Annotated in this window: 20 protein-coding genes; 13 read left to right on the plus strand and 7 right to left on the minus strand. The window is 36.5% G+C overall.

The window, feature by feature from the left end:
• Positions 1-13 precede the first annotated feature (13 nt).
• Positions 14-331 carry a pyrimidine/purine nucleoside phosphorylase gene (locus EXE10_RS01905; RefSeq protein ID WP_068974277.1) on the plus strand — a complete coding sequence of 106 codons (318 nt, stop codon included), beginning with the start codon at positions 14-16 and terminating at the stop codon, positions 329-331.
• 59 nt (positions 332-390) lie between these two features.
• Here EXE10_RS01905 and EXE10_RS01910 read toward each other — a convergent pair whose 3' ends face one another.
• Entirely contained in the window at positions 391-1,275 is an 885-nt protein-coding gene (locus EXE10_RS01910) for a LysR family transcriptional regulator (RefSeq protein WP_130112173.1), read from the minus strand.
• Positions 1,276-1,446: 171 nt separating this feature from the next.
• Here EXE10_RS01910 and EXE10_RS01915 point away from each other — a divergent pair, with 171 nt between their 5' ends.
• Complete coding sequence (locus tag EXE10_RS01915; RefSeq protein WP_130112174.1) at positions 1,447-2,496, plus strand: aldo/keto reductase; 1,050 nt, start codon at positions 1,447-1,449, stop codon at positions 2,494-2,496.
• A 98-nt stretch (positions 2,497-2,594) separates the two neighbouring features.
• Positions 2,595-3,044 carry an SRPBCC domain-containing protein gene (locus EXE10_RS01920; protein ID WP_130112175.1) on the plus strand — a complete coding sequence of 150 codons (450 nt, stop codon included), beginning with the start codon at positions 2,595-2,597 and terminating at the stop codon, positions 3,042-3,044.
• A gap of 170 nt (positions 3,045-3,214) precedes the next feature.
• On the opposite strand, the gene EXE10_RS01925 is transcribed toward EXE10_RS01920, so the two are convergent.
• Entirely contained in the window at positions 3,215-3,754 is a 540-nt protein-coding gene (locus tag EXE10_RS01925) for a lecithin retinol acyltransferase family protein (RefSeq protein ID WP_068974273.1), read from the minus strand.
• A gap of 198 nt (positions 3,755-3,952) precedes the next feature.
• Between EXE10_RS01925 and EXE10_RS01930 the strand changes: the two genes are divergently transcribed.
• Positions 3,953-4,708 (plus strand): phosphodiester glycosidase family protein, encoded by a 756-nt coding sequence (locus EXE10_RS01930; RefSeq protein WP_130112176.1) that lies wholly within the window; start codon positions 3,953-3,955, stop codon positions 4,706-4,708.
• A 95-nt stretch (positions 4,709-4,803) separates the two neighbouring features.
• On the opposite strand, the gene EXE10_RS01935 is transcribed toward EXE10_RS01930, so the two are convergent.
• Together EXE10_RS01935 and EXE10_RS01940 are read right to left on the minus strand one after the other, a co-directional pair.
• Entirely contained in the window at positions 4,804-5,052 is a 249-nt protein-coding gene (locus tag EXE10_RS01935) for a hypothetical protein (RefSeq protein ID WP_068974271.1), read from the minus strand.
• A gap of 200 nt (positions 5,053-5,252) precedes the next feature.
• A complete protein-coding gene (locus EXE10_RS01940; RefSeq protein WP_130112177.1) occupies positions 5,253-6,494 on the minus strand; it encodes an OmpP1/FadL family transporter in 1,242 nt (413 codons plus the stop codon).
• A 402-nt stretch (positions 6,495-6,896) separates the two neighbouring features.
• Between EXE10_RS01940 and EXE10_RS01945 the strand changes: the two genes are divergently transcribed.
• On the plus strand, positions 6,897-7,541 hold the full coding sequence (locus tag EXE10_RS01945) for a TetR/AcrR family transcriptional regulator (RefSeq protein WP_162994927.1): 645 nt from the start codon (positions 6,897-6,899) through the stop codon (positions 7,539-7,541).
• Positions 7,542-7,586: 45 nt separating this feature from the next.
• Positions 7,587-8,264, plus strand: a complete 678-nt coding sequence (locus tag EXE10_RS01950) for a class I SAM-dependent methyltransferase (protein ID WP_130112178.1) — start codon at positions 7,587-7,589, stop codon at positions 8,262-8,264.
• An 84-nt stretch (positions 8,265-8,348) separates the two neighbouring features.
• Here the strand turns inward: EXE10_RS01950 and plsB are convergent, their stop codons facing one another.
• Positions 8,349-10,553 (minus strand): glycerol-3-phosphate 1-O-acyltransferase PlsB, encoded by a 2,205-nt coding sequence (gene plsB / locus EXE10_RS01955; protein ID WP_130112179.1) that lies wholly within the window; start codon positions 10,551-10,553, stop codon positions 8,349-8,351.
• Positions 10,554-10,784: 231 nt separating this feature from the next.
• On the opposite strand from plsB, the gene cysK reads away from it, so the two are divergent.
• Together cysK and EXE10_RS01965 are read left to right on the plus strand one after the other, a co-directional pair.
• Positions 10,785-11,783: a cysteine synthase A gene (cysK, locus tag EXE10_RS01960; protein ID WP_130112180.1), complete on the plus strand. Its 999-nt coding sequence runs from the start codon at positions 10,785-10,787 to the stop codon at positions 11,781-11,783.
• A 215-nt stretch (positions 11,784-11,998) separates the two neighbouring features.
• Complete coding sequence (locus EXE10_RS01965) at positions 11,999-12,463, plus strand: DUF4265 domain-containing protein (RefSeq protein ID WP_228256762.1); 465 nt, start codon at positions 11,999-12,001, stop codon at positions 12,461-12,463.
• 23 nt (positions 12,464-12,486) lie between these two features.
• On the opposite strand, the gene EXE10_RS01970 is transcribed toward EXE10_RS01965, so the two are convergent.
• Positions 12,487-13,095: a Maf family protein gene (locus EXE10_RS01970; protein ID WP_130112181.1), complete on the minus strand. Its 609-nt coding sequence runs from the start codon at positions 13,093-13,095 to the stop codon at positions 12,487-12,489.
• Complete coding sequence (locus EXE10_RS01975; RefSeq protein WP_068975129.1) at positions 13,095-13,478, minus strand: DUF2237 family protein; 384 nt, start codon at positions 13,476-13,478, stop codon at positions 13,095-13,097. Before EXE10_RS01975 ends, EXE10_RS01970 begins: the two co-directional genes overlap by 1 nt.
• Before the next feature lie 142 nt (positions 13,479-13,620).
• Between EXE10_RS01975 and EXE10_RS01980 the strand changes: the two genes are divergently transcribed.
• The 5 genes from EXE10_RS01980 (at position 13,621) to EXE10_RS02000 (ending at position 18,011) form a co-directional block, all read left to right on the plus strand.
• Complete coding sequence (locus EXE10_RS01980) at positions 13,621-14,808, plus strand: phosphoglycerate kinase (RefSeq protein ID WP_130112182.1); 1,188 nt, start codon at positions 13,621-13,623, stop codon at positions 14,806-14,808.
• A gap of 150 nt (positions 14,809-14,958) precedes the next feature.
• Complete coding sequence (locus EXE10_RS01985; RefSeq protein ID WP_130112183.1) at positions 14,959-15,234, plus strand: hypothetical protein; 276 nt, start codon at positions 14,959-14,961, stop codon at positions 15,232-15,234.
• A gap of 129 nt (positions 15,235-15,363) precedes the next feature.
• Positions 15,364-16,401 carry a class II fructose-bisphosphate aldolase gene (gene fba / locus EXE10_RS01990; protein WP_068975132.1) on the plus strand — a complete coding sequence of 346 codons (1,038 nt, stop codon included), beginning with the start codon at positions 15,364-15,366 and terminating at the stop codon, positions 16,399-16,401.
• Positions 16,402-16,511: 110 nt separating this feature from the next.
• Entirely contained in the window at positions 16,512-17,372 is an 861-nt protein-coding gene (locus EXE10_RS01995; RefSeq protein ID WP_130112184.1) for a DMT family transporter, read from the plus strand.
• Positions 17,373-17,405: 33 nt separating this feature from the next.
• On the plus strand, positions 17,406-18,011 hold the full coding sequence (locus EXE10_RS02000) for a GNAT family N-acetyltransferase (protein ID WP_130112185.1): 606 nt from the start codon (positions 17,406-17,408) through the stop codon (positions 18,009-18,011).
• The last annotated feature ends 2 nt before the right edge of the window (positions 18,012-18,013 follow it).

Below are 18,013 nucleotides of genomic sequence, written 5' to 3' on the forward strand. Positions count from 1 at the left end.
ACAGGTTTGTGTCATGGCGATACAATTTGATTTTGTCACTGTTCATAAAAAGCCGAATATTCATTTTGATGGTCGATCTATCAGTTATCTGATTGAATGTCAAGATGGTTCGAAGAAAACTTTAGGTGTGTTGCTTCCTACAGAAAAGCCCTTAACTTTTGAAACACATGTCCCTGAGAGAATAGAAATTATTTCAGGAAAATGTCTGATCAAAATTGGGGATGGGGAGTTTAAATCTTTTTCTGCAGGTGAATATTTTAAAGTTCCTGAAAATAGTCGCTTTAGTATGCAGTCAAGTGAAGTTGTAGACTATGTTTGTCATTTAGAATAATGCATTTTTTATTTTAAGGTTTGAAAATAAAAATAATATATTGTCAGCTTGATTATTTTTTATTGAAAATAATTTTGTAAATACTCAATAAAAACGCTTACTTTTTGTGGAACAAGCTTACGATCTGGAATAATTGCATAAATCTGTGTAGGTTCAACTGTATAGTCGGGCAGTACTTGGACTAATTTTCCAGATGCTAAATCTTCCTGTACATGCCAAAGCGAATGATTGGAAATACCAATGCCTGCCAAAGAAGCTTGGCGAATGCCATCACCTGAGTTGGAAATAAATTGTCCTGATACCTTGACCGAATAGGCATTATTTTCATTATCAAACAATTGCCATGTATGGCTTAAACCTTGTTGATGGTTTTGCACAATACATTGATGCTGTAATAAGTCATTAGGCGTTTTAGGTATACCATGATGTGCTAAATATTCAGGTGCTGCGCAAAGTAAGCGTGGATTATCCATCAGTGGTTTGGCGATCAGACTTGAATCCTGTAATTTTCCGATACGAATGGCGACATCAAAGCCATGTTCAATGAGATCAACATTTTGATCATTTAAATCTAAAATTATATTGAGTTTTGGGTGGTGTAAGAGAAACTGAGCAATCACAGCTGTAAGTATTTTTGCACCGAATGTTGCTGAAGCTGTCAACTTGAGCGTTCCTGTTAATTCCTGATTTTGTTCCAATAAATTATCTTTGAGTGTTTGAAATTCTTGAATGAGTGGATAACCTTGTCTGAGTAAAATTTTTCCTTCATCCGTTAGCGTTAAACGACGAGTGGTTCTGTAAAATAGCCTAAGCATTAAATGCTGTTCAAGTCTTTGAATTCGTTGACTCGCCACTGAAACTGAAATATCGGCTTCTTTGGCAGCCTGACTAATTGAACCGAGTTCTGCAACACGGACAAAAAAGTGAAAATCATCAGTATTCATAATCAGTGCGCCTTATCTCAATATTTTTTAAACGATTTTCCAAAAACACAAAACATAAAATACAATAACAATTATCAAGAAAATCAGAAAAATGATTGTTGATTATTCGTATTTATTTGAATATTTACGATGATTATTCTGTGATGAATCAATCATAGACGGTAGATTCACATGGAATATAACTTTCTAGGCAGTTCAGGATTACAAGTTTCAGAACTTGGTTTTGGCGCAGGAATATTGGGAGGTAAGGGACCATTATTTTCAGCATGGGGGCAGGCAGATCAGGCTGAAGCCAATCAAATGATTCAGCAATGTTTAGACGCAGGTATTAACTATTTTGATACAGCGGATGTTTACTCAGATGGTGAATCTGAACGGATGCTTGGCAAAGCACTAACCAATCAACGTCAACAGGTCATCATCTCAACTAAAGTTGGCATACGAAGCAATGAACAAATCAATCATGTCGGCTATTCACGTCATTATCTGATCCACGCTGTAGAGCAGTCTCTAAAGCGTCTAAATACCGACTATATAGATGTATTACAACTTCATCAATTTGACAGTTTTACCCCACTCGAACAACTGATGTCATCTCTAGATCAACTGGTTAAAAGTGGCAAGGTTCGTTATATCGGTGCATCCAATTTTGCAGGATGGCAGCTAATGAAAGCCCAAGCAATTGCGGATCGTTATGGTTATGAAAAATTCAGCGCACATCAGATTTATTATTCACTAATTGGACGTGATTATGAATGGGAACTGATGTCTTTAAACCACGATCAAAAAATTGGCGCTGTGGTCTGGAGTCCACTAGGCTGGGGCAGACTGACGGGTAAATTTGATCGAAATCATCCATTACCTGAACATAGTCGTTTACATGAAACAGCGCAATTCGCACCACCAGTCAATGAAGAATATCTGTATCAGGTTTTAGATGTGCTTCAGGATATTTCACTTGCAACGGGTTATTCTATTCCACAAATTTCACTTAATTGGATATTGCAACGACCAACAGTTTCAACAGTCTTGATCGGCGCTAGAAATTCGCAACAATTGTCTGCAAATCTTGAAGCGAATCAATTTAAATTGAATGAGGATCAAATCCAACGATTGGATACTGTAAGTGCGATTTATCCGCCTTATCCCTATTATCCTTATTGGAATGGACAATTTTCAGAACGATACCATGCACTGGTTAAATCCAATTTTATAGCATAGTAAACAAACTGATCGAAAAATGATTAACAAAATAAAAATACCGCATCTATAAATGATGTGGTATCACATTGTTTATACATTCAATTTGGAGCAACACAATGAACCCAACCATTGAAACCCAAATGCTGATCTGTAAACCGATCAATGATGTTTTTAATGCTTTTATCAACCCTGAAATCACCACGCAATTTTGGTTTAGTCATTCAACTGGAAAATTAGAACAGGGCAAAACTGTAGAATGGCGTTGGGCTAAATATGAAGTGACCGCACAAGTTAAAGTGTTAAATATCACTGAAAATAGACTGATTCAAGTGATTTGGGGAGATCCAAAATCGACAGTAGATTTTATTTTTGAACAGGTCAATGCAGAGCAAACCTACTTAAAAATCAGAAATTACGATATTCCATTACAAGGGGCGGAATTGATCGCTTTTATAGTCGATGCGACAGGTGGATTCACAACAGTCATTGATAATTTAAAAGCTTATTTGGAACACGGTATAAAATTAAATTTAATTGAAGACAAATTTCCACCATTTAACCGTTAAGTTTTTGTAAAAAAAATGTTAATTTATTTTTATTAAATTATTGTAATTTAATTAATTATTGACATTTATCGGAATGCTATTCATATTGAGGTTGAGCGTTATGCTCACCTTGAAAAAAACGTGATATTTCTCGTTCCCTGCTTCGGTAGGGTTTTTTTTGCCTAGTTGTTTTATTTTTTAGATTGTTGTTCTTTAATCGATAAATAAGTTGGAAGTTTAAGTTTAGATTGGGCTCTCAGTTTCATTTTTATATATAAAACTAAAGCAAAACATGTGGTTGCAATCGTTAAAAATAAACCATTCATATAGGTCATAATAGAGCTGATATAACCAATCGTGGTTAAACGGTTCATCATTTTGACTACTTGAGGACTACTTTCAATTCCTGTGATTGCCCAACTACAGAGGTGTTCACAATTATTAATAATTAAATGGTAATTATTTTCATGCATGCGTGAACGCATACGGCGTACCACATGGCGACCTTTAAATTTGGGCTGTTCATATTGACGAATATGGATGGTTTTACCATGAGCAAACTTTTCTAGTGTGGTGATTTCAATCGGGCGTTTTTTGAAAAGGTGTGCAAAACCAGAATAATGAATGACGCGTCCCTTACCTGCGTAAATCCCATGATGGCTATAGCCAAAATGCTTTACGATAAGATGCGAACCTAGAGCATACTTTGTTGTTACTGATTTAATCTGCATATTCCACTCAGTTCAAATAAAGTGTACACATGTATTTAATTGAAAGGACAGAGCCATTATAGCGATGTCATGTGAATATAGAAGCCTTGAAATTGATAATTAAGTAAAAATTTGCATCTAAAATGATAAATAATATTCATTTATCGCAGCTATACAGCTTAGAATAGGAGCGATTTCTATAGAATTTGTGTACATGATATGAAGCTAAAAGTGTCTTTACCGTTGCTATTATCGTGGTTTGGTATGAGTGGAATGCCATCACAAACGCTAGCAAATACCGAATATTTTGAAATTAAGCATAACAATCAAGTTATTGCAGATGTTGTCAAAATCGATGAATTTCATAAACTAAAACTAGCCTTAAATGATGCACAAAATAAGCCTTTTAAACGCTTTTCAGCAATTCTGAAAAAGCATAAAGATTGTCGACTCAGTTTTGCAATGAATGCAGGGATGTATCACGCAACGTTTGAACCCGTGGGCTTATATGTCGAACAGTCAAAACAGATTTATCCCTTGAATCTTCAAAAAAATCAATTTGGTAATTTCTTTATGCAACCCAATGGCGTGCTGGCTTGGAATAAAAATAAAGCAGTCATTCAAACCACGCAACAATTTAAAAATACAGATTTCCAATCCACCTATGCCACGCAGTCAGGTCCGATGTTGGTGATAAATGGAAGCATCAATCCGATTTTTGTGAAAAATTCAGAATCATTGAAAATCCGTAACGGTGTTGGAATTAAAAACAATCAGTTGTATTTTGTGATTAGTCGTGGACGAATCAGTTTTTATGATTTTGCTGATATTTTCAAAACACAATTAAAAATCAACCAAGCCTTATATTTAGATGGTTCAATTTCCAGTGCATATATTCCGCAAGCAAAACGCAATGATCAAATTTATGAGTTAGGACCGATGTTTATTTATGATGAATCAAAACAATGTGATTGATGAGCTTAGGTATTATTATTTTTAGGAATCTAAAAAGAGCAATATTTATGCTAATTTTTTTAACATGCGTACTGCTCTTAGGTGACTATAAGAAATTATTGTTTAACCATTCCAAGAATTGACGATTGTGCTTTACATGCTTGAATCGCTTCATCTTTAGATAACTTTTTAATTTCTTCTTCAAACGCTTTCTTTTGTTCTTTTAACGATTCTTCAGGCATGCCACTTTGCTTGCCAAGTTCCTCCATGTGTTTCCAAGATTCTTCACACTCTTTAGGTAAGCCACCGCAAGCAGTTAAAATTGTACCCAATGCCAAAACTGGAATTAAACGTAAGAGTTTCATATCGATATACCTTTAAATTTTTAGAGATTTTAAGTTAGACGCTAACTTGTTTTTTAATTTCCGTTATTTGATGTATAACATGTACAAATGACTGAAAAATGAATTTATATTTGAAAATAAAAAAGACTTCTTTCGTTAAGTGTTACAAGTGAAAGAAGTCTACGCTAAAACCTTAATTTAACCAAATCCAATAGAATGGATTAAAAACGATAACCCATTTTTAGACCATATCCAATCGCTGTATTGTCCTTATAGTCTCCTTGTTGGGCGATTTCAGAAATACCAGGAACAGGGAGGTAGTATGTACCATCTTGTGCTGTTGCATCACCAATCCAAAGATATTTCACACCACCTGCAATGAAATAGTTTGGTGCAGGATTATATTGCACACCTAAGCCTAAGCCCCAGCCACCCTTAGTTGGGTTGAGTACAGAGGCAGGATTGCCTGTACCAGAGTCCCAAGACACATCCGCAGAAGCTGCCCATTTTTCTGTAAATTGATGACCTAAACCCAGTGTGACGCTGTATTGATCTTTATGATAATCATCAAGATTGAAACCACCTGAATACAATCCTTGGCTAAGTTCACCTGTCGCCATTTCAGTCAAAGCCCCAAACTGTGTCGGTCTTAACTCAAACTGTTTCCAATTGACCCATCGTGCATTTAAATAAGCCAAAGTATCTTTATAAACCCCAGTTTGAAAATCTAAATTGACCGATTGAGGTGTGGTAATTTCAGTTTTTGTATCAGCAGTGAGGACTAGAGGCTCGCCAAAAATAGTTTCAGTTGCTTGTAACTTGTGTTTAATTTCAGAGCGATACGTCACGGCAGCTTTTAGTGCAATTTCTGGAATTTGGAATGCTGCACCTGCAAGCCAACCAACTGCATTATCTTGTTTAAAATCGGCATCATACCCATTGAAGATACTCATGGAATTACCACGAAGTTTTACATTACCTTTTACAGTTTGATAAACACCTCCTGCATAGAGGTTGAAATGTGGGTCAGGTTGGAAGCCAAAGAGCATACTAATATTTTGGGTATCGACATTGGCCTCAGTGCCAGTTTGACTGATCTTGTTGTCTGAAAATGTATTATTGTCACGTAAAGGGTATTTGACAGCTGCACCGAAGGGTTGGTCATAGATCAAACCAAAAGACACCATCGGCGCGATTTGGAGTTTGAGGGCAACATTATAATATTGAAAAGATTCTGCCATATCTCCAGTGCTGAGATCGGTACTTCCTACATTGACAAGATCTGGACGATCTCGAACTTTACCCGATACATCAGGATCGACCACAGCGATACTGGCTTCAACGTAATTTTTATCTTCAAGAAAGGCTAAAATCGACTGTCCAGACTGATCCATTGCAGCTGAGTGGCTATATGTCGTCGCTAAAATCGGCAACATACTTAAAATAAGTGGTTTTATTTTCATTCTATTCTTCCTTGAATATTATCGTTATTACCGTATAGAAACTTTATAAATAATCTAACCCAAAAGGCTAATTTATAAAGCTTTTATACGATTCTTTGATCAACTTAGTGAATCATTTTTAAGCAAGTGAATAAAGGGGAGATTTGACCAATATAAGGGGGGATTTTCGGACAATCTCTTTACAAATTATGCATAAAATCAATCTATTTGAGAGTGTTCTCTCACGATTGTGCTTATTCAATAAACACTCTGATTCATTGCAAAAAGGTTTACTGCCCAAAGGATAGCTAATTGAGTCGAAACTCATTAGTATTTAGTCTGAATTACCACATCGAAAAATTAGGGTAAAATTTACTTTAAGTTTTTTAATCTTTTATTTTTAAATGGAATTTTTATAAAGTCATGAGTTATAAACGATCCTCTGTGATGGAAGAAAAGATGCAACAAAACCGTGAGATGATTTTATTGTCTGCTCGGGAATTGGTTGCACAAGGAGGATTTAAAGATGCGCAAATTCAAGCGATTGCAGATCGGGCAGGGGTGTCGAGTGGTTTGGTTTATCGCTATTTTGAAAATAAAAATCAGGTTTTAATTGAAGTTTTAAATGCCGCAATTCATATCGAAGTCAATATTCTCAATGATATTGCGCATACCGAACAGACTGCTGTGGAAAAGTTACATCGTGCAGTGACGACCTTTGTGAAACGTGCGATGAATAGTCCGCGTTTATCTTATTCTTTATTATTTGAACCTGTCGATCCACAATTTGAATTGGAACGTTTTCAAAGTAAGCAATTGATTAAAGAAAGTATTCTTAAAATACTAACCGAAGGTCGCCATTCTGGTGAATTTATTTTTGAAGATCTAAATACCACAGCACTATGTATTGTGGGGGCGATGACGTTCGTGGTGATTGAGCCTTTGAGTATTGCCAAAACCAACCGTTTTGACAAAACCTATAAAGAATATTTTGTGAAGCAAATTGCTGATTTTTGCTTACAGGCGGTTAAAGTGAAGCAAGTTCAAGATGTTGAATCATCGAAGTAGCCGTATTAAAAATCTCTAAATTCAACATTCTTAAAGGATGGAAAGATGGCAAAGGATTTTAACAACCCTATTGTAGTCGATGGCTATGATGAGCATATCCGTAAATTGATTCCAAGTTATGAAATGATTCATTTGCAAGTGCATGCTTTATTGAAAACCTATGCGCCGTCGAATGCTAAAATTTTAGTGGTTGGTTGTGGTACAGGTTATGAGTTGAAATATTTAGCTGAACAATTTCCAAATTGGACATTTACGGCGATTGATCCTGCACCGAATATGATTGAAAAAGCGCAGCAATATATTGCGGATTCAGGGCTTTTAAATCAGGTTCAATTTTTACAGGGTGATACTTCTATTTTATCCAGCTTGAGTGAAACTTTTGATGTTGCATTGGCAATTTTGGTTTCGCATTTTGTACCGACACAACAAAAAGGACATTTTTTTAAAGATATTGGAAATAGCCTAAGCAAATTTGGATTGTGTTTAAGTTATGAACTCACTCAAATCTCAAATCCTCAACAATTAGAAACCTTGAAAATACTTGCTTTAAAAACAGGCTTGTCTGAGAAGCAGGCTGAGGTTATGGCAAATCGTATTGATCAAGACTTTGCATTGATCAGTGTAGATGAAATGAAGCATTTATATCAGCAAGCAGGGTTTTCTACTATAGAAACCTTTGCACAGGTATTGAATTATTATGGTTTTATTGGATTAAAGAGCTAAAAAAATCCCTTCAACTTGATGCATAATTTTCATGATGCAAAAGTAAGTGAAGGGATTGTTTATTCTAAATTCAATTTTAAAAGCTTATTTCTCTTTATCTTCTTTCTCAGCGTCTTTTACTACGACATTGACATCATATAAATGTGCAAAAGCAGAAAGTAAGCGAACTTTTGGATCAGCATCCGAGATTTGAATATTATCTTCGTCATTGATTTGAATTAATTTTTCAGTCACAAAATATTGTAAAAGCTGTTCAATTTCAGTTTGAACCTCTGATTCATCCCATTTTAAGAAAAAGGCTTTCTGAATTTCAGGATAAAGTGCAATCACTTGGCTCAATAAATCAGCTTTAGCAATGACAAAAACTTGTTGCTCCGTTTGCATTTTCAATACTTTGGCAATTAACGCAGGCAAAATAAAAGTATGCAAAATGTTGTTGCTAAAGTACTTCAGTAAACCGACTTGGGTATCACTGACTTTAACCCAGCGTTCATTATCATGCTCAATCAATTCAACTTGCTTAAGCTTCATTGCATATTGAATGATTTCTTGATTTGAAAGCTCCGTCATTTTCATACGTTCATCATAACAATATTGTTTGAGCAAGTTTCTTAATTGCTCTAAACGTTGGATGACTTCACGTTCAGCCAATGCATGTGTCGGTGCATTTAATAAAACAAGAGAAATCAAGCTGATTGGATTAATCACGACCGCTTTGTTGATATTTTCTAAAATTTCGATCGCAACATCATTCACGGTCGCTTTGACAGAAGCGGGCATTTCTTCATGGAGTGCAACATGTTCAGGCGCATTGTGTTTTTTGAGTAAGTCATCAAGGAACACTGGCTCACCTAAATTTACATGAACGACACCAAAGACTTTTTCAATTTTTTGAATAGATTTTAACAATCCAAATAGAGATTCGGCTTGTTTCTTTTGTCCGCCTAACTCTTTGATATAAGAGCTACCTTCCATCAATTTTTCATAACCAAAATAGGTTGGAATGAACGCAATTGGCTTACTATTACCACGTAAATAGCTCTGAATGGTCATAGCGAGCATGCCTTTTTTCGGTGCAAGCAATAAACCTGTACGTGAGCGACCACCCTCGATGAAATATTCCATCGGTGTATTACGATTCAGCATACTGTAGATATATTCTTTAAAGACAGCAGTATAAAGTGCATTACCGTTAAAACTACGACGAATGAAGTATGCACCTGCGCCACGCATCAATTGTCCAACCACAGGCATATTTAAGTTAATACCCGCAGCAATATGCGGAATCATCAAACCACGGTTGTAAATGACGTAAGACAATAATAAATAGTCGATGTGGCTACGATGGCATGGCGTGTAGACAATTTCATAATCTTTCGCGAGTTCACGGACTGTATCGAAATTATGCACTTCGATCCCGTCATAAAGCTGTGTCCAAAGTTTGGTCAGGGCAATCTCAGCAAAGCGCAAAGTTGAATATGAAAAATCCGAAACAATTTCATCTAAATATTTATGTGCTAAATTTTCAGCTTCATTGACACTGATTTTTTTATGAATGCTCTCATTGAGAATCGCTTCTTTGACAGCTTCCGACATCATTAATTTTTTAATGACATTACGACGGTCAGAAATATCAGGACCTAAAATTGCTTCTTTATAGCCATTAAACTGTTTGTTGAGTTCAGTCACCACATAATGTGCAGGTGAGAAGTTCGGTGTAAGCTCAATGGCTGAATCAATTAGTGAACGTAACGAAATTGCTTGATGGAATTCGATATAGTTATCACGTCCATAGAGCGTGATATTGAGCGCTTGTTTAATCCCCGTCGGTTTTGTCCAAGCATCTGCCATTAAGGCTTTATACCAACTGTCTTCATTTTCAGGCGCACGTCCCCAAAGGATCGTAGTGGGTACTAAAAGCACATCTTGTTCAGGATGTTTTAATAAGTATTCAACCAGACGAATAATTTTGTCTGGATAATAAGCCGAAGCATTGCTTTTACTTGGTTCTAAAATAATAAAAGAATCATCTTCTTGATAATCATCAGATAAAAACAGTGGTGCAAAAGCTGGGCTTAAATTTCTTTTTTCTGTTTCATTGTCAATTAAGACTTTATTCGAGGTTGAATCATCTTGAATCACATAGCAAATCGGTGAACTAGGTGTATTCGGATCATGTATAGTATTTTCAAGTTTTTCTGTATCACCTAAAACTTGTGGGCTTACGATTTTATCTAATATTTTTTTTGTAAATTGTCGGTAAAATTTTTGATAAGCATTGCTTGCCATAATATTCTCTAGGTTAGCGTCATAGCGTTATTATGCTTGAAATAATATACAAATATACACTTTGATTTGATGACAATTCAGTCAAACAATTTGCTTAAAAACTAAACTTATGATTTATATGAATAATCTATTTCGATATAGATATAATTAAATTCAGTAACCGAATATCAAAGTTTCATAAAAAAGCATTATGATAGAGTGATATAACACATTTAGATTCAAGGAAAGACCATGTCTACAGATCCAAATTTCCCAGCAACTGAAAATTTAGGTATTGCTGTATATAGCAACAACGCTGAAGCGATTGGTAATACGCCTTTGGTACGTATTAACCGTCTGATTTCGGGTGGTGCTACTGTACTTGCTAAAGTGGAAAGCCGTAACCCTGCGTTTTCTGTAAAAGATCGTATCGGTGCTGCTTTGATTGCCGATGCTGAAGCAAAAGGTCTTTTGAAAAAAGGCATGCACATCGTTGAGCCTACAAGCGGAAATACCGGTATTGCTTTAGCATTTGTTGCTGCGGCGAAAGGTTATGATATTACTTTAACCATGCCTGCAAGTATGAGTATCGAACGCCGTAAAGTATTAAAAGCTTTGGGTGCAAATTTGATTCTGACTGAACCTGCAAAAGGAATGAAAGGTGCGGTTGATGAAGCTGTGCGTTTAGCGACTGAACAGCCTGAAACGTATTACTTACCACAACAGTTTGAAAACCCAGCGAATCCTAAGATTCATGAAACTACGACTGGTCCTGAAATTTGGGCGGCTACAGGCGGTAAAGTTGATATTCTCGTTGCTGGTGTAGGTACAGGCGGTACGATTTCTGGTATTTCTAGTTATTTTGAAAATGTAAAAAAACAGTCGATTCATTCTGTTGCTGTTGAGCCTGCTGATTCACCAATCATTGGTCAAACTAAACGTGGCGAAACTTTGACACCAGGACCTCATAAGATTCAGGGGATTGGTGCAAACTTCATTCCTAAAAACTTAGATTTAAGTTTGGTGGATGAAGTAATCGCAATTGAAAACCAAGAAGCGATTGATTTTGCACGTCAAAGTGCAACTCAAGAGGGTGTTTTTGTGGGTATTTCTAGTGGTGCGGCTTTAGCTGCTGCTGCAAAACTTGCGGCTCGCCCTGAAAATGCAGGAAAAACCATTGTGGTGATTCTTCCTGATGCGGGTGAGCGTTATTTATCTTCTGTGTTATTTGAAGATATTTCAGCGGATTGATTTGTATTTGGTGTTAGAAGAAGCCTCAGTTTGAGGCTTTTTTCTTCAGCCAAAAAAATTCTCTTGTAGTTTTATATAATGATAAATTAATAAACAATATGCCTAACTGAACTTAAGTTAAATATCATGTAAAAGTAAATTATTGATAATGACCATAGAGTGAAAAATGAATATAAATAATGAAATAAAAACAATAACTTCTCATTATTGTGGGGGTGGCTGAAGTTGAGCCAGTATTAATTCCATATTATGATTTCAATGGTGTTTTATCACAAGAACAAATTTGGGCTGAAATGATAGCGCAAGATAAGTACTTGATAAAAAGCATACCTGTATATGCCACTAATATAGCCTTTAGTGATTTACTTCAAGTTGAAAGGTTATCAGATGGTTTATTGTATTTCGATGACTTGTTAAAAACTTCAGAGAACTCAACAATTAGAATTGTTTTTTTTAATTTTGTTGAAGAAAATGTGAATAGAATATTAAATGAAATCCAAGAATTAGGTTGTGAATGGGTTGGGTTTGAAGGTGGGAGCTATTATTCAATTAATGTCGATAAAAATATCCAATATTCAAAGATTAAGAGCTATCTAGATCAAAATAGCCAAATTATTGATTATGCGGAAAGTTGTATATCAGACAAGCATATAAAAGATTTAACACCACCAATTTCGTAAAAAAATTAAAGGTTAGTTTTCTTCTATGGAAGCAGAAGCCCTAACTTCCTTAAAACCCCACACAACTGAATCATAGGCATACCCATTAGTGTGGTTTGATCCTGCCCAATCATTTGTTCAAATAATGAAATTCCCAAACTTTCACATTTAAAACTACCCGCACAATGCAAAGGCTGATCAACTTCGATATAACGCTGAATTTCTTCAAGTGTTAATTCACGGAATTTCACATGATAATGCTCAACCAAGGTGTGTTCAAAACCAGAAGCTAGATGTTGCACACTGAGTGCAGTACTAAAATAAACATTCTGACCTGAATTGGCTTGTAGCTGTTGAATGGCTTTTTCTACCGTTAAAGGTTTTCCAATAAAATCTTGTGGAGAATGTTCACGCCAAGCGACTTGATCTGAACCAATCACAATGGCATTTGGATGGTCTTTTGCTATGACTTGCGCTTTCTCAAAAGCCAAACGCTTTGCCAAATCATCTGCATGAGTTTCACCACGTGGAGATTCATCAATATCAGGTGAAATACAAAGATAAGTCAAACCTAGACGATTCATTAAATCTTTACGAGTTTGGCTTGATGAAGCCAAAATGATTTCAGTAGGCTTATTTTCAGAATGACTCATTAAACAGCATATTCCATTAACAAATCTAAAGGAACGTAAGACAGAACTGCTTGATGACACGCCTGTAATTTTACACGTGGCGCCATATCATGCTGATAAGCTTCAACCCAACGGGTCACGCATAGACACCAAAAGTCGCCTGGTTGTAAGCCTGGAAAGCCATGTTCTGGTAAGGGTGTAATTAAATCATTACCCATTCTTTGGGAAAAACTCAAAAATTCAGAAGTTAATTCGACACAAACCGTATGTTGTCCGATGTCAGAAGGTGCTGTATGACAAAATCCGTTACGAAAATAACCCGTAATCGGTGAGAAGCAACAACTTGCTAAAGGCTCACCTAAGACATTTAAACCATTGATTTTAGGATTGGGATGAATAGACATAAGCATTCAAAATTAAAAAGTTTGACCTATAATAATCAAAACAGAACTTTTCTACAGCTTTTCTACGAAAGTATCTAACCTTTTTTTGTGTAATCATTTAGAATCTACGCGATTTTCAATATCTAATAAAAGAGAGCTATACATGAATTTTCAGCGTATGACTGACCTCGATTTAACAGGCAAGCGTGTTCTTATCCGTGAAGATTTAAACGTACCTGTTAAAAATGGTGTGATTACAAGCGATGCACGTTTACGTGCGGCTTTACCGACAATCAAATTGGCACTTGAAAAAGGTGCTGCGGTAATGGTGTATTCACACTTAGGTCGTCCTGTTGAAGGTGAACCAAAAGCTGAACAATCTCTTGCACCTGTAGCGGCTTATTTAACTGAAGCTTTGGGACAAGAAGTAAAATTATTTACAGATTACTTAGATGGCGTTGAAGTTGCAGCGGGTCAAGTGGTTTTACTTGAAAACTGTCGTTTCAATACAGGCGAAAAGAAAAATAACCCTGAATTAGCAGCGAAATATGCAGCGCTTTGCGATGTATTTGTCATGGATGCTTTCGGTACTGCACACCGTGCAGAAGCATCAACTGAAGGTGTTGCACGTTTAGCCAAAGTTGCTGCGGCAGGTCCTTTACTTGCAGCTGAATTGGATGCTTTAGGTCGTGCGCTTCAAACGCCTGAAAAACCAATGGTTGCAATTGTTGCAGGTTCAAAAGTATCAACTAAGCTTGATGTTTTAACTTCACTTTCTGATATTTGCGATCAATTGATCGTGGGTGGTGGTATTGCCAATACATTCCTTGCCGCGGCTGGTTTCAATGTGGGTAAATCATTGTGTGAACATGATTTGATTGATACTGCGAAAGCGATTGCAGCGAAAGTTTCAGTTCCACTTCCAACTGACGTTGTAGTTGCTGATGCTTCAGAAATCAACTTTGATGATTTCTTGGGTTCACTTGCGGCAGCGAAAGCGGTTGTGAAAAAAGTTGAAGACGTTGCTGACAATGACATGATTTTAGATGTCGGTCCAGAAACTGCAAAAGCATTTGCTGAGATCTTAAAAACATCGAAAACGATTCTTTGGAATGGTCCAGTAGGTGTGTTTGAAGTGGATCAATTCGGCGAAGGCACTAAAGCATTGTCATTGGCAATTGCTGAATCAGCAGGTTTCTCGATCGCAGGCGGTGGTGATACTTTAGCTGCGATTGATAAATATGAAGTTGCTGACAAAATTGGTTATATCTCTACAGGTGGCGGTGCATTCCTTGAGTTTGTTGAAGGCAAAACACTTCCTGCAGTTGCTGTATTGCTTGAACGTGCATAATCACTTATTTAAAACGCATTTATGACGTTTTAATGAAAGGGCTGACGCTGTGTCAGCCCTTTTGTTTTTGCTATTCATCTTCAAGTAATAAAAATGAAATATTTTTGCAATAAACTAAATTTAATCCAATCACTAACACTGGGAAATGTGATGAAATTTAAATTTGCTCTTGTAGTACTTCTGATTGCTCCTTTAGCACTGACTGCATGTTCTAAACAAGAAAAAGCACCTGCGTCAGAACAAACATCTGCTTCAGAAGCAACTTCTACAGCGTCTGAAAATATAACTCCAGAACAACAAGCAGCGATCGATGCAATCGACAAGCCTGTACTTGATGAAAAAAATACGGATGTTCCTGCTGAACTTTCAAATGCACCAGCAGATGCAGCGACTCCTCATGAAGAAGAAGCGCCAAAAGTACAATAATCTAAGTGCTTTGTTGATATTTGTTAAAAGTCCCTGCTAAAGCAGGGATTTTTTATGAAATAGTCAAGATTGTTGCTGATTTGAAATAATTCCCCATGTAGAATATGGGGCATTACTTGGGAGGATATTATGGCTCTTATTTCATTGCGCCAACTCTTGGATCATGCCGGTGAACATAACTACGGCGTTCCAGCGTTTAACGTAAACAACTTAGAACAAATGCGCGCAATCATGTTAGCCGCTGACGAAACAAATTCACCTGTAATTGTGCAAGCTTCTGCGGGCGCACGTAAATATGCAGGCGCTCCTTTTTTACGTCATTTAATTCTAGCTGCAATTGAAGAATGGCCACATATTCCAGTGGTAATGCACCAAGATCATGGTACAGATCCAGATGTATGTCAGCGTTCTATCCAATTAGGCTTTTCATCAGTGATGATGGATGGTTCTTTAGGTGCGGATGGTAAAACACCAACAACTTATGAATATAACGTAGACGTAACTCGTCGTACGGTTCAAATGGCGCATGCGTGTGGTGTATCTGTTGAAGGCGAAATCGGTTGTTTAGGTAGCCTTGAAACAGGTATGGCAGGTGAGGAAGATGGCGTAGGCGCTGAAGGCGTTCTTGACCATTCTCAATTACTTACTTCAGTTGAAGAAGCAACTCAATTTGTAAAAGATACCAATGTTGATGCACTTGCAATTGCTGTAGGTACTTCACACGGTGCGTACAAATTCACTCGTCCACCTACAGGTGATATTTTGGCCATTGACCGCATTAAAGAAATCCATGCGGCACTTCCAAATACACACCTTGTAATGCATGGTTCAAGCTCAGTTCCACAAGAATGGCTTGCGATCATTAACCAATATGGTGGCGACATCAAAGAAACTTATGGTGTTCCTGTTGAGCAATTGGTTGAAGCAATCAAACACGGTGTACGTAAAATCAACATCGATACAGATTTACGTTTAGCGTCTACAGGTGCAATGCGCCGTATGATGGCTGAACAACCAAGCGAATTTGATCCACGTAAATTCTTCGCAAAAACTGTAGATGCAATGAAACAAATCTGTGTAGATCGTTATACAGCATTTGGTACAGCGGGTAATGCAGACAAGATTCGTCCAATTTCTTTAGAGAAAATGGTGGATCGTTATAAATAATTTGATTTAATTATTTATAAATTGAATGATTTGTAAAAGAAAGCCCACTAAGTTTTAGTGGGCTTTTTATTAAACTTTTTGAAATACTAAATTGAAATAAGAAGATCGTCATGGAACTGATTTTTTCAGCAGCACTGTGTAGTGTACTGGTCTCTATCCTGTTGAAATTTGCCAAACAGAAAGGCTTTGATGCACTGCAAATGATTGCATGGAATTATGCCATTGCCAGTATATTCAGTTACTTATGGTTTAAGCCTGATTTAGCCCATATTTCAGTATCTCAAACACCGTGGTGGTTGATCATTGTATTAGGAATGGTGTTACCGAGCATCTTTTTATGTCTTGCTAAATCATTACATACAGCAGGGATTGTTAAAACTGAAATTGCACAGCGTTTATCTGTGGTTTTATCACTATTGGCGGCTTATTTTTTATTTCAAGAACAATTTAATCAATTGAAAATGTTAGGCATCAGTTTAGGAATTATTGCTGTGCTTTGCATTATTTTTTCTCAGACCAGTTCATCACATGCAACAAATACGGCTTTAGATCAGAAAGGAGTGATGTATTTACTCAGTGTTTGGATAGGTTATGCTGTTGTCGATATTTTGTTGAAATATACGACGAGTCTAGGATTGCAATTTCCTGTGACTTTGACCCTCATGTTTTTCTGTTCCTTTATTCTTTCTATCGCTTATTTATTGTTTCGTAAAGCGGATTGGAATATTAAAAATATCTTTGCAGGTTTTGTTTTAGGGCTTTTAAATTTTGCAAATATTGCCTTATATGTCAAAGCGCATATTTTACTGAAAGATTCTCCAGCAATTGTTTTTGCAGGAATGAATATTCTGGTCGTGTTATTTGGTGTGATTGCGGGCTTAATCATTTTCAAAGAAAAACTCAAAGTGATTACAGCATTGGGGCTAGTTTTGGGCTTAGGTGGGGTGGTATGTTTAGGATTAGCAATCTAATAGATTATTCTAAAACTCCATAGGTAAGATGTTATGCACGCTGATTTGTTTCAAGAGGACATAAAACTAAGTTTGAACAATGTTCTGCTTGTTCCATTATCTTATGAACACGAACAAGGCTTGATTGAAGCCACTAAAGATGGTGAATTGTGGAATTTAAGAATTACGTCCGCACCGCATTATTCAAATGTAAAATCTTATATTGAAACAGCATTGAAGCAAAAAGCTGAAGGAAGTCGTTTTCCTTTTGTAGTGATAGAGGAAAGTACGGGCAAGATTCTAGGTACAAGCAGTTATCACGATATTTTGATGGATGTAGGACGTTATGAAATTGGTTATACGTGGTATGCGCAATCCGTACAGCGCACGCATGTAAATACCACATGCAAATTATTGCTTTTAGAATATGCCTTTGAACGATTGGATGCACTTACCGTAGGATTGAGAACAGATCAATTTAATTTTAAAAGCCAAAGGGCAATTGAGCGCTTAGGTGCAAAAAAAGATGGTGTGATTCGTGGTCATGCGTTGCGTAAAGATGGCACGATTCGAGATACAGTGATGTACAGTATTATCAAAGGTGAGTGGAGTAATGTGAAAGCACATTTACAAGATTTACTTGCAAGCCATTCTAAGTAATA

This window comes from Acinetobacter sp. WCHAc060033 (genome assembly GCF_004209125.1).
GTDB lineage: Bacteria > Pseudomonadota > Gammaproteobacteria > Pseudomonadales > Moraxellaceae > Acinetobacter > Acinetobacter wuhouensis.

What these genes read in the sequence shown, in the direction of transcription:
- cysK (WP_130112180.1), top strand. Translation starts at nt 10,785, where the DNA reads ATGTCTACAGATCCAAATTTCCCAGCAACTGAAAATTTAGGTATTGCT.
- EXE10_RS01950 (WP_130112178.1), top strand. Translation starts at nt 7,587, where the DNA reads ATGGCAAAGGATTTTAACAACCCTATTGTAGTCGATGGCTATGATGAG.
- EXE10_RS01915 (WP_130112174.1), top strand. Translation starts at nt 1,447, where the DNA reads ATGGAATATAACTTTCTAGGCAGTTCAGGATTACAAGTTTCAGAACTT.
- EXE10_RS01995 (WP_130112184.1), top strand. Translation starts at nt 16,512, where the DNA reads ATGGAACTGATTTTTTCAGCAGCACTGTGTAGTGTACTGGTCTCTATC.
- EXE10_RS01970 (WP_130112181.1), bottom strand. Translation starts at nt 13,095, where the DNA reads ATGAGTCATTCTGAAAATAAGCCTACTGAAATCATTTTGGCTTCATCA.
- EXE10_RS01980 (WP_130112182.1), top strand. Translation starts at nt 13,621, where the DNA reads ATGAATTTTCAGCGTATGACTGACCTCGATTTAACAGGCAAGCGTGTT.
- EXE10_RS01925 (WP_068974273.1), bottom strand. Translation starts at nt 3,754, where the DNA reads ATGCAGATTAAATCAGTAACAACAAAGTATGCTCTAGGTTCGCATCTT.
- EXE10_RS01975 (WP_068975129.1), bottom strand. Translation starts at nt 13,478, where the DNA reads ATGTCTATTCATCCCAATCCTAAAATCAATGGTTTAAATGTCTTAGGT.
- EXE10_RS02000 (WP_130112185.1), top strand. Translation starts at nt 17,406, where the DNA reads ATGCACGCTGATTTGTTTCAAGAGGACATAAAACTAAGTTTGAACAAT.
- EXE10_RS01985 (WP_130112183.1), top strand. Translation starts at nt 14,959, where the DNA reads ATGAAATTTAAATTTGCTCTTGTAGTACTTCTGATTGCTCCTTTAGCA.
- plsB (WP_130112179.1), bottom strand. Translation starts at nt 10,553, where the DNA reads ATGGCAAGCAATGCTTATCAAAAATTTTACCGACAATTTACAAAAAAA.
- EXE10_RS01910 (WP_130112173.1), bottom strand. Translation starts at nt 1,275, where the DNA reads ATGAATACTGATGATTTTCACTTTTTTGTCCGTGTTGCAGAACTCGGT.
- fba (WP_068975132.1), top strand. Translation starts at nt 15,364, where the DNA reads ATGGCTCTTATTTCATTGCGCCAACTCTTGGATCATGCCGGTGAACAT.
- EXE10_RS01905 (WP_068974277.1), top strand. Translation starts at nt 14, where the DNA reads ATGGCGATACAATTTGATTTTGTCACTGTTCATAAAAAGCCGAATATT.
- EXE10_RS01920 (WP_130112175.1), top strand. Translation starts at nt 2,595, where the DNA reads ATGAACCCAACCATTGAAACCCAAATGCTGATCTGTAAACCGATCAAT.
- EXE10_RS01930 (WP_130112176.1), top strand. Translation starts at nt 3,953, where the DNA reads ATGAAGCTAAAAGTGTCTTTACCGTTGCTATTATCGTGGTTTGGTATG.
- EXE10_RS01945 (WP_162994927.1), top strand. Translation starts at nt 6,897, where the DNA reads ATGAGTTATAAACGATCCTCTGTGATGGAAGAAAAGATGCAACAAAAC.
- EXE10_RS01935 (WP_068974271.1), bottom strand. Translation starts at nt 5,052, where the DNA reads ATGAAACTCTTACGTTTAATTCCAGTTTTGGCATTGGGTACAATTTTA.
- EXE10_RS01940 (WP_130112177.1), bottom strand. Translation starts at nt 6,494, where the DNA reads ATGAAAATAAAACCACTTATTTTAAGTATGTTGCCGATTTTAGCGACG.